Source organism: Geitlerinema sp. CS-897 (assembly GCF_028368005.1).
In the GTDB taxonomy this organism is placed as follows: Bacteria; Cyanobacteriota; Cyanobacteriia; order Cyanobacteriales; family Geitlerinemataceae; genus Baaleninema; species Baaleninema simplex.
The window spans coordinates 1-11,151 of record NZ_JAQNCQ010000030.1 but is presented as its reverse complement, the minus strand read 5'-3'; the positions used below and the strand labels follow the sequence as shown (position 1 = coordinate 11,151).

Sequence of the window (11,151 nt, the reverse complement as noted above, 5' to 3'; positions counted from 1 at the left end):
GCATGGTTCGGAATCACAATCTGGCTAAGGCAATTTCTGATGTGGGCTGGGGAATATTCGTCAATTTTCTTTCCTACAAACTCGAACGAGAAGGAAAGGTATTGGTGGAGATCGACCGTTTTTTCCCCAGTTCAAAAACCTGCTCTGAATGCCTGTTTCAAGTCTCCGAGATGCCGTTAGACGTGAGGGTGTGGGATTGCCCTTACTGCGGAACGCATCACGACCGAGATGAAAATGCCGCCAAAAATATCAGAGCCGAAGGGATCGGAATACTAACTGTCTCGGGAACCGGGACGGCTGCCGATGGAGGGAATGTCAGACCGAAACGCGGACGCAAATCCGTGTTGAGGCAATCCCCTTAGAAGTCGGAAGCCCGCGCTGTACCCATCAGCGTCAGCGTCGGGTAGTTCACCAAGTCTCTCAACCTGTCTTCCCCATGACCCTCGGTATTTGGATTCTCGGAAACCAGCTTTCCCTAGAACAAGCCGCCCTCGCGAGCGTTGACGCTCCCTCCGATACCCCAGTTCTCCTCATCGAATCGCTGAACTTCGCCCAACAGCGACCCTACCACCGTCAAAAACTGGTTCTCGTGTGGTCGGCGATGCGTCATTTCGCCACCCAGTTGCGACAGGCGGGGTGGAACGTCACCTATCGCACCCACACCGACTTCGAGACGCCGCTGCGGGAGTGGGTTCGCGACAACGACATCGACGACGTGCGGGTCGTGGAACCGAACGATTATCAGTTTTCTCGGTATCTCCAAACCCTCGATCTCCCTTGTTCTCTGTCTGTTGTCGAAAACAATCTTTTTCTGTGGACGGCGGCGGAATTTGCAGACTGGGCGAAGGGACGAAAACGGCTGTTGCTGGAAACTTTTTACCGTCGCGGACGCCAGCGATTTAACGTTTTGATGGACGGCGACGAACCGGTGGGGGGACAGTGGAACTTCGACAAGCAAAACCGCAAACCGCCGAAAGGAAAACTCCAGCCACCGCCACCGCTGATGTTTCCACCGGACGAAACGACTCAAGCAGTGATGGAACAGGTGCGGGGGTTAGAGGTCGCTTACGGTGAAATGGAGCTGTTTGGTTGGGCGGTGACGCGATCGCAAGCGTTACGGGTTTTAGAAGACTTTTGCGATCGCCGCCTTCCCAGCTTCGGCCCCTACCAAGACGCGATGGTCACGGGAGAAGAGACGATGTGGCACTCGCTGATTTCTCCCTATCTCAATCTCGGACTGTTGCATCCGCAAGAGGCGATCGCCGCCGCAGAAAATACCTATCGCGATCGAAATTTAGAGGTGGCTGGGGTGGAAGGGTTTGTCCGACAGATTCTCGGATGGCGAGAATATATGCGAGGGCTGTATTGTTTTCTTACAGAAGAGTACGCCGACAAAAATTGGCTCGAACACGACGTTCCCTTACCGGAATTTTTCTGGAATGCCGACAAAACGCAGATGAATTGTTTGCGTCAGGTCTTGAAACAAACCGAACGCACTGGCTACGCTCACCACATTCAACGGTTGATGGTTTTAGCAAACTTCGCCACCCTCGCCGGTCTCTCGCCCCAAGCGGTGAAGGAATGGTTTCACAGTGCGTTTATCGACGCTTACGATTGGGTGATGCAAACCAACGTCATCGGCATGGGAACCTTTGCCGACGGCGGTATACTATCGACCAAGCCCTATGTGTCCTCGGCGAACTATATCAATAAAATGAGCGATTATTGCAAAGCTTGTGCGTTCGATCGCAACTCTCGCACGGGCGATCGCGCGTGTCCTTTTAATTTTTTGTATTGGCATTTTCTCGATCGCCACTTTGATAAATTGAAATCGTTAGGACGTATGAATTTGGTATTGTCGCAACTCAAAAAAATCTCGACAGAGGAGTTAGAGGAAATTCGAGATCGAGGCGATCGCTTACAGCAAGAATATCGAAATAATTCTAGAACAACGATTTGATACGGAATCCGTTTTCGATAAGCTAGGTTTTAAGAAGTCTTCACCACAGAGACACAGAGGACACAGAGAGGGGCTTGTCCGGCTGGGTAAAACCAGTGTTTGAGTCCTCGACTCCGCTCGGACTCAACGCTGAGCGGAGTCGAAGCGTTGAGATTCGGAATTTCGTATGATTTAGGGTTGCTATAGCAGAATCATTTGAGTTGCGAACGCCCTCTGTAGTTGGGATCGCTATGTTACGGTACTTTCAGATTACAGAATTTCACGAATCAATTGGGCTGGCTACATAGCCGTCCCAAATAAGTCGTCAAAAAATTAAAACACCAGAAAAAATCTGATTCCCCGTTTCCCGTTCCCGATTCCCTTTTTGCCTCAATTTTGTGACACAACTAATTTAGAGTTGCTATATAACCGTTTTAAACAATTCCAATCGAAACTACACGACATGGGGAAGTAGGTGAGCATTGCCCACCCTACAAATGGTGTGGAGGCGTAATTCCTGATTTTTTAAAATCAGCACAAAAAACAGACCTCCTCAGATTTCATCAATACTTCATCCGTTACGCCCCTCAATTCCCCCTCGATCGCGAAATCGAACCGTATAATTGATAGAACGGAACGAACCGATCGGTTATGACACCAGCTCGCGACAAATTTAAATCCATTGGAAAGCAGGTGGCACTGAGTTTAGGATTCGTTAGTATTGGGGCTGTTGCCGTTCTAAGCGGAGAACGGGCTTTCACCTTACTATCTCGGCGATCGACGCCGATCGCACTTCAAAATACCACCGATCTCTCAGCGTTACCGTCCGGTAGCACGAACTTTATCGTCGAAGCCGTTCGTCGAGTCGAGTCGTCCGTCGTTCGCATCGAAACGAGCGTCATCGAGCCGATCCCAAATGGCGATCGTTCCCCGCAAGCCCCGAGATCCTTTCGTCTTCCTCCCAACGTTCCTTCCCCACCGCTCCAAGGTTCGGGATCGGGATTTGCCATCGACTCGTCGGGGCGAATTTTAACGAACGCCCACGTCGTGGGAGAGGCCAGAGAAGTCGAGGTGATTCTTCCAACGGGTCGGCGACAGCCGGGAAGCGTTCTCGGAGTCGATCCGCTAACAGACGTGGCGGTGGTGGAAATCGAAATGCCAAACGCCAGCGACGGCTCGCCTCTACTGCCCGGAATTCCGTTAGGCACGTCAGACACCTTAAAACCCGGAGAATGGGCGATCGCCATCGGAAATCCGTTAGGACTCGATCGCACCGTCACCGTCGGAATTATCAGCGCCATCGAGCGCAGCAGTCGCGATATCGGCGTTCCTGACAAACGAGTCGGATTCATTCAAACTGACGCCGCCATCAATCCGGGGAATTCCGGCGGTCCGTTGCTCAACGCCGCAGGGGAAGCCATCGGAATGAATACCGCCATCATCGACGGCGCTCAGGGGTTGGGCTTTGCCATTCCCATCGAAACCGCCCTGCGCGTTGCCCGACAAATCGTCGAAACCGGCCGCGCCGAACATCCCTATTTGGGAATTCAAATGCTCACCCTCGAACCCGAGATGGATGTAGACGCGGCGAACCATCCGCTACTTCCCAAGGAAATTTCGGTGCGAGAAGGAGTTCTCATCGTTCGCGTGATGGAGGATTCCCCCGCTCGCGAGGCCGGTTTAGAAAAGGGCGACGTCATTCGTAAAATGAACGGCCGAACGGTGATGAATTCCGAAACCGTCCAGCAAATCGTTCGCGACAGTCAGATTGGCGAGGCGATTTCGATCGAGGTCTTGCGAGGTGACGAAACCGTTGCGATCGAAGTGCGTCCTGGCGAACTCCCCCTGTAGAACCCGATCGAATACTTTTGTAGACAGTTGTATGAATATCGTTGAATTCGGACATCCCATTTTACGGAAAACGGCCAAAGCGATCGCCGACGTTCGAGATCCCAAACTCCAGCGGACGATCGATGCCATGCTGCAAATCGTGCGAGACGCCGACGGTGTCGGGTTGGCGGCGCCCCAAATCGGGAAATCGTTGCGATTGTTAGTCGTGGCTTCGCACCCCAATTCCCGCTATCCCCACGCTCCGATGCTAGAGCCGACGGCGATGGTAAACCCCCGCATTCTCCATTGCAGCGACGATCGCGTTTTGGGTTGGGAAGGGTGTTTGAGCGTTCCGGGGCGTCGGGGTTGGGTTCCTCGATATCGGGCGATCGAAGTGGAATATCTCGATCGCTCGGGACGTTTGCAGCGTCGGGTGTTACAAGATTTCGTCGCGCGAATTTTTCAACACGAATTCGACCATCTCAACGGATTAGTGTTTCTCGATCGCGTCGAAAAGCCGAGCGATGTGATTTCTGAGGCAGACTACTGGGAAAAGGTCGATCCGCTCGGGGTAAGGTAAAGCTTTTCGCTGGCACGAAATTTGTTGAAACATTGAGAGATCGGTGGCGATCGTCGAAAGTCCATTGGCAAAAGAACGCCGATTACGTCGATTTTTGACGATCGCATTGTTCGACAAGCGTTTCCCAGTCTCTCTCGTCAATCAGCCATTTATAAACGGGGACTTTTTCAAAATCACCCTTTTCTTTAACGTACAATCGATTGTTTTCGATTTTTACATCTTTGTGAGATTTAAGTGAATAGGTTCGGTCTATTTTTCCTACCAATGTATACAATACAATATCGTGTTTGGAAATCGTAAAATACTTATTTTTTAAAAATAAAACACCACCAAACAGTGTAATTAAACCTGACAGTAAGCTAAAAGGAAACTCGCCTTGAATTCCTACCACAAAAGAATCGAGCATCACGGCAACCGATGCTAAAACGAGAGTAATGCCCAGCGATCGCTTATATCGAACCTGAATCTCCATAGCTTTTTTTATTACTTTTTATCTAATTCATTGCTGCTTTTCACTCTCAACGCTCTAAGATCGCCGAATATTAAAACAGCACCACTCACCTCGTTTCCACAGCGTCGCAACGACCCAACCGTGCTGTTCTAAAACATCTGCCATCGGCTTCGCTTGTTCGAGCAAAACTCCACTAATAATACCCCAAGTTTCCGGTTTGGCGATCGCGTCCATTTTGGGAACCAATTCCACGATCGTTTCGGCGAGAATATTGCAGAGAATCCCGTCCACCGGCCTGCCAGCCAGTTCGATCGCGCGATCGAGACTCCCCTCTTCCACCACCATCACGTCCGTTGAAATCCCGTTCAACTCCTGATTCGATCGTGCCGCGCGAACCGCCAGCGGATCGATATCCACCGCATAAATCTTACTCGCGCCCAAAAGTGCCGCACCGATGGACAAAATCCCCGAACCACAGCCGATATCTGCCAACACCGGATGGCGCTCGTCGATACCGACGCGCATTTCCAGCGACTCCAAACACAACTGCGTCGTCGGGTGCGATCCCGTCCCAAAAGCCACACCGGGGTCGAGTTTGAGAACGATACGATCGCCCACCTCGGGAGACGGCAACCACGCCGGATGAATCGCAAAGCGATCGCCAATTTCCGTCGTTTCCCAATGCTGCTTCCAACTACTCGACCAATCCTCTTCCTCGATCAAATGCCATCCCGTCGCTGGAGGCGTCATTTCGATCGCGATGGCATCTTGGTGCAACCAAAGCGATAGCGCCGCCAAATCTAGCATTTCAACCTGTTCTTGCGGCAAATACGCTCGCACCAAACAAGAATCGTCTTTGGTTTCGCTCGCCATGCCGCGACATCCAAAACTCTCCAACCGCCAGAACACCGTGTCTTCCAGGGACGGATCGCCGAGGACTTGAATTTCCCACCAGCTATTACTCATATCGATCGCACTCCGTCTCCGTTGCCCTCGAGTTGCCACGTGCTGCCTTGGGTAACTCCAGAAGGCGATCGTCGCCCTCTGAAGTCACAGACACACCCGAAATCTACTTACAGTCTGACCGTATAGGCGTCGCGAATACCGGGAACTTTCATAATTTCCTCCAAAATCCCGTCCGGCAGGGGATCGTCGAGGCTCAGAACCATCACCGCGTCGCCGCGCACGATTTTACGTCCGACCTGCATACTGGCAATGTTGACGTTAAAACTGCCCAACAGCGAGCCAATTTTCCCGATAATCCCCGGCATATCGCGGTGTCGGGTAAACAGCATATGTTGGATCGGCGGTACGTTGATGGGGAAGTCGTCCACGTTGGTAATGCGAATTTCGCCGTCGCCGAGGAGCGCCCCCGTCACCTTATGTTCCCCGAGCGATCCCTTAGCTTCGAGGTGCAGCGAATCCGTATAATCGCGAATCGAAGCATCGCGGGTTTCTACGACGCGAATTCCCCGTTCCTTGGCTTCGATGCTGGCGTTGACGTAGTTTACCCGCTCCCGCAGAGCTGGAGACAATAACCCTTTCAACGCCGCAATAACGATGGGTTTGCTTTGTTGGTTTGCCAAATCCCCTTGCAAGCGCACCGTCAAAGAATCCACGCGACCGCCGGCCAGTTGTCCGACCATCGTTCCCAAGGTTTCGGCCAGTTCCAAGTAGGGGCGCAACTTGTCGAGGGCATCGGGATACAGACCCGGAATGTTCACCGCAGACCGAGCCGGAAGACCCAACAGCACGTCGCGAATTTGTTCGGCCACGTCTACAGCTACGTTCACCTGAGCTTCAGCAGTAGACGCACCCAAATGCGGCGTTAGAATCAAGTTTTTACCGACCGCACGTAACGGCGAATTTTCTTCGAGGGGTTCGTTGCCAAATACGTCTAAGGCTGCCCCGGCGATGCGATCGTTTTCCAACGCGTCAGCTAACGCCGCTTCGTCGATGAGTCCGCCGCGAGCGCAGTTGACGAGACGTACCGTCGGCTTCATTTTCGCCAGCGCGTCCGCGTTGATGAGATTGGCAGTTTCCGGCGTTTTCGGCACGTGCAGCGAAATATAGTCGGCTTCGCGGAACAGCACCTCCAATTCCACCAAGCGACAGCCGATTTGCTCGGCGCGTTCGGTGGAAATATACGGATCGTAAGCCATCAGCTTCATGCCCATAGCTTTGGCGGCGGCCGCCACGTGGGAGCCGATTTTACCCAGGCCGACGAGTCCGAGGGTTTTTTTGTAAACTTCTGCGCCGATAAACTGTTTGCGGTTCCACTCGCCGCTTTTGACAGACTGGTTAGCCGCAGGAACGTAACGCGACAGGGAGAGCATCAACGCCAGGGCGTGTTCGGCAGCGGCGATCGTGTTACCTTCAGGAGAGTTCACGACGACGATACCTTGGCGCGTGGCGGCCGGAACGTCTACGTTATCGACGCCGACTCCCGCACGGCCGATAATTTTGAGCTGCGTCCCCGATTCGATAACCTCTTTGGTCACTTGCGTTCCCGATCGAATCATGAGGGCGTCGTATTCGGGGATCGCTCGCACCAATTCCTCTTGGGACAGCCCCGTTTTCACGTCGACTTGGGCGACTTGCGAGAGAATATCGAGTCCGGCGCGATCGACTGAATCAGAAACAAGAACTTTTGGCATAGTTGGCAGCTTCGTACGAACAGAAAACGACTTCTCCCTACAGGTCGTGCGTGTTGTAGGGAGTCGGGGACTGAGCCATTAACGAGTTTTTTAATAAATACGATGTCCCGCACTTCGCTCGGCGGTAGGGCGAAAGGACTACGTCTGGCTTCTGCAAACGGCGGCTCAACAGCCCGCCCGCCGTTAGCCATTGTATCGGGAAAGTTGCACGGCAACGCGCCCGATCGAGATTTTCTTGGGATTAGCGACGGTGAGACAGTCCCACGGCGTCGCCGATGCGATCGAGTCCGAACTCGTCTAATTTATCTAATAGCCCCGACAAAATTTGTTTGGGCATCAAGGGACCTTCGTAAATCCAGCCGGTATACACTTCGAGCAAACTCGCCCCGGCGGTAATTTTTTCCCAAGCGTCTTCGGCTGTCATCACGCCACCGGTGCCGATAATGGGCAGTTTGCCCTCGGTTTTTTGCCAAACGAGGGAAATGACCTCAGTCGATCGCGATCGCAATGGCGTCCCGCTAATTCCCCCGGCTTCTTCGGCGACTCGATTGCCAGTTTTCGCCAGGACTTGGGTTTTCAACCCCTGCCGCGCGACCGTGGTATTCGTGGCGATAATCCCGGCCAGATCGAGATCTCGGACTAATTCGAGAACCTCGGCGATCGCCCCATCGTCCAAATCTGGAGAAATTTTGACTAGAATAGGCTTAGCATTTCGGTTTTCTTGTTTCAGGGTGCCAACGATCGGTTCGAGTTGTGACGGCGATTGTAGCGATCGCAAACCGGGTGTATTGGGCGAGGAGACGTTAATTACGAAATAATCGCCCAACGCCTCGAGGTGGCGAAAGCTCTCGCGATAGTCTCCAGCAGCCTCCTCGAGGGGGGTGATTTTCGACTTGCCCAGGTTGATACCGATGGGAATCGTTGGTAAATACGGCGATCGCACTCGCTCGATATTCTTTGCCATCTCGAGGGCTCCACAGTTGTTAAACCCCATGCGGTTGAGCGCCCCCCGATCTTCGACGAGGCGAAACAGTCGCGGCGGTGGGTTTCCCGGTTGGGTGTGCCGCGTGACCGTCCCGAGTTCGGCAAAGCCAAAGCCTAAAGCCCCCCAAAACTCCCCAACGTCGCCGTTTTTATCGAAGCCAGCCGCTAAACCCAAGGGGTTGGGGAAGTGGAGGTTCCACAGGGTTTGTTGGAGGCGATCGTCGCTGAGGCACAGGGTTCGCTCGAGCTGCGATCGCACTGACGCAGCCCAAGCGGGCGGCTCGGGTCGGGCAGTTTCTCGAGAGAGCTGCCTCAAAATCCGAACGAGCCAACGGTGCGCGCGCTCGGGATCGACACTCGCAAAAACGATCGGCTGTACGACTCGTTGATATAAATTCATCGAATTTTCCGGAGAACGCACCTAACGACGCTGTTTCAATCTTGACGTTTCAATCGTGACATAGATTGCCGTGGCGCACGCAAACTGTTCTCACAACGTCGAGGCCGCGCAGTCATCGACCGACGTTCGACCGACGAACTCACTGGCTGACCCGTCACGTCCCCGACGACCCATCGCCCTTACCCCGCCATTATGCAGCACGCACAGACGAAGCTCGACCAAGAACAACTGATCGCCCTCGGTCGCACCCTTCAAACGTTACGGGAAGAAGAAGAGATCGAAATTTTGGTGCGGACGACCCTCGACTACCTTCAGTCGGATTTCGACTATCCCCTGATTTGGATCGGATTGTACGATCGCCTCAAACACCGCTTGCAAGGAATCGGCGGTACGAGTCCCAACGGCACGAACAAAGTGTTTCACCAACAGTTCGCGCTCAATCCCGGCGACATCATGGAACAGGTGGTCATCCAACAACGCCCCGTGACGCTGGCGGACTTGCGGGAGGAAACTCGCGCGGGAGACTGGAGGACGGTGGCGCAACAGCTCGGCGTTCAGGGAACGGTGGTGTTTCCCCTCTGCTATCGCCATCTCTGTTTCGGCGTCGTTCTGTTGGGATCGACGTTTTGGGGTCAGGCACCGACGGCCGAAGATCGAACGCGGTTGTCGATGGTGTTGGGAGAGCTGGCTACGGCACTGTACCAACAGGATCTCGAACAGCAGCGTCGCAACGTCAAACGTCCCCACGAACCGCTGCTGTCGATGATGTCGCAGTTGTCCGACAGCGTCAGCCTCGACGATCGCTTGAGTCTCATCGTCGATACCACTCAACAGTTTTTACAGCCCGCGCGAACTCACGTCTACTGGTTCGACGGCGATCGCCAACTGTTTTGGTTGCGCGCTCGGGCTAGCTCGTCGCTCCGACGCCGCAGTGACAACGACGAGGCTGCCGAAATTCCTCTTTCGGAGTTCGGCGGCTTTTATAAAGCGTTGACCGACGCGCGCATCGTGGCCATCGGCGAGGCGTATTCTTCGTTGAAAGCCGACGCCACCAGTCGTTTGATGTATCAAATTCGGGCGCGATCGCTCTTGGCCGCTCCGATTTTGTTTCGCGGTAACCTCTTAGGTTTTCTCTCGGTCGAAGGGACGGAAGCTCGCATTTGGTCGGAAGAAGAAAAGCAGTACGTCCTCGGCGCGGCGCAGTTGGTGGCTCTGACGACGCCCCTGTCGGAACTGCAAGAACGCATGGACGCCATCGAACGCGATCGCGATTTGACGGTGGGACTGACCCAGACGGTGGCGGAGCCGGGAGACACCACGGCCACCCTCGAATCCTACGCCGAACGCCTGTGCGAACGTCTCGATGCTAAACGGGTCTCGGTGTTGGCGGCCGACTTGCACACCAATCAGTTTGAGGTGGTTTACGAATATCCCTCTACGATCGGCTCGCCCTTTGAGTCGGGAGTTCCCCCCCTTTCGTTCGTCGATTGGCAGCTCCTCGAACGCAGTGAAGGAACGATCGCCATCGAAGGCTGGGAACTCGACGAGGACGCCCAACGAAGCTCGACGTTCGACGGGGGTGCAGATATGCGGTTTACGGCTTGGCAACCAGCGTTCGTGGCGGCGGGTCTCAAGGCGCTGTCGATCGGCAATACCACTCCCGGACAGCTTCCCGAAGCGTTGTTGGTGGTCTCGGGAACGGGACCCCGCACTTGGACGGTGGGCGATCGAGAACTGGTCGCTCTAGCGAGCCGTCAGGTGGGCGCTCTGTTACGCCAGTGGCAACTCCAGCAAAGAAACCAACAACATCAAACGCTGGTACGGGAACTCTGTGACGGCTCGAAGGAGTTATGCGAGTCTAGCAGTTTGGCCGGACTCGAAGAACTGCTGCTCGCTCGTTTGGGACGCGTCTCGAACGTACCGTTTTTGGCACTGGTGACGTGGCAACCGGGGGCGAAAACGGGATACACGCACGCCGTCTACGTGGGCGACCCCCAATATGCGATGTCGGGAACTCCGGCGATTTTGGTCAAGAAAGATAAGTTGATTCTCAAGGCGCTGTCGCGAGAGGGAATCGTCGGTCCGATTCCGTTGGAACGGCTTCCGACGACCAGTCAACGATGGCTGTGTCATTTGACGTCGTTGAACGTGCGGGCGCTGGCCTTGCGAACGACACCGGGATGTAAGCCGACCTCGGTGTTGGTGGCGGCAGACTATCGCGATCGCCAGTGGGAACGTCCGCAGCTTGAGGCGGTACAGCTATTTGGAATGCAGTTAGCTTGGGCCCGCCGAGCTTGGCTGTTGGGCGAT

General features: G+C 54.3%; 9 protein-coding genes. 5 read left to right on the top strand and 4 right to left on the bottom strand.

Annotated features, from left to right (window positions below; translation table 11 throughout):
• From POG22_RS01390 to def, 4 genes are all read left to right on the top strand, one after another.
• Nucleotides 1–362 (top strand): RNA-guided endonuclease InsQ/TnpB family protein (locus tag POG22_RS01390; protein ID WP_498903187.1); only part of this gene is annotated, 362 nt, incomplete at its 5' end.
• A gap of 74 nt (nt 363–436) precedes the next feature.
• Nucleotides 437–1,960 carry a cryptochrome/photolyase family protein gene (locus POG22_RS01385; protein ID WP_498903185.1) on the top strand — a complete coding sequence of 508 codons (1,524 nt, stop codon included), beginning with the start codon at nt 437–439 and terminating at the stop codon, nt 1,958–1,960.
• Between the two features lie 630 nt (nt 1,961–2,590).
• The gene (locus POG22_RS01380; protein ID WP_498903183.1) at nt 2,591–3,790 is read left to right on the top strand and encodes a trypsin-like peptidase domain-containing protein; all 1,200 of its coding nucleotides are present in this window, start codon (nt 2,591–2,593) and stop codon (nt 3,788–3,790) included.
• 31 nt (nt 3,791–3,821) lie between these two features.
• Nucleotides 3,822–4,349 (top strand): peptide deformylase, encoded by a 528-nt coding sequence (gene def, locus POG22_RS01375; protein WP_498903181.1) that lies wholly within the window; start codon nt 3,822–3,824, stop codon nt 4,347–4,349.
• A gap of 82 nt (nt 4,350–4,431) precedes the next feature.
• Here def and POG22_RS01370 read toward each other — a convergent pair whose 3' ends face one another.
• From POG22_RS01370 to POG22_RS01355, 4 genes are all read right to left on the bottom strand, one after another.
• Entirely contained in the window at nt 4,432–4,821 is a 390-nt protein-coding gene (locus POG22_RS01370; protein ID WP_150128356.1) for a hypothetical protein, read from the bottom strand.
• Nucleotides 4,822–4,875: 54 nt separating this feature from the next.
• The gene (prmA, locus tag POG22_RS01365) at nt 4,876–5,766 is read right to left on the bottom strand and encodes a 50S ribosomal protein L11 methyltransferase (protein WP_063716060.1); all 891 of its coding nucleotides are present in this window, start codon (nt 5,764–5,766) and stop codon (nt 4,876–4,878) included.
• 107 nt (nt 5,767–5,873) lie between these two features.
• On the bottom strand, nt 5,874–7,457 hold the full coding sequence (gene serA / locus POG22_RS01360) for a phosphoglycerate dehydrogenase (protein ID WP_063716061.1): 1,584 nt from the start codon (nt 7,455–7,457) through the stop codon (nt 5,874–5,876).
• Between the two features lie 241 nt (nt 7,458–7,698).
• Nucleotides 7,699–8,841, bottom strand: coding sequence for a quinone-dependent dihydroorotate dehydrogenase (locus POG22_RS01355; protein ID WP_498903178.1), 1,143 nt, complete (start codon nt 8,839–8,841; stop codon nt 7,699–7,701).
• A gap of 192 nt (nt 8,842–9,033) precedes the next feature.
• On the opposite strand from POG22_RS01355, the gene POG22_RS01350 reads away from it, so the two are divergent.
• Nucleotides 9,034–11,151: GAF domain-containing protein (locus POG22_RS01350; RefSeq protein ID WP_498903176.1), on the top strand; the 2,118-nt coding region annotated here is incomplete at its 3' end.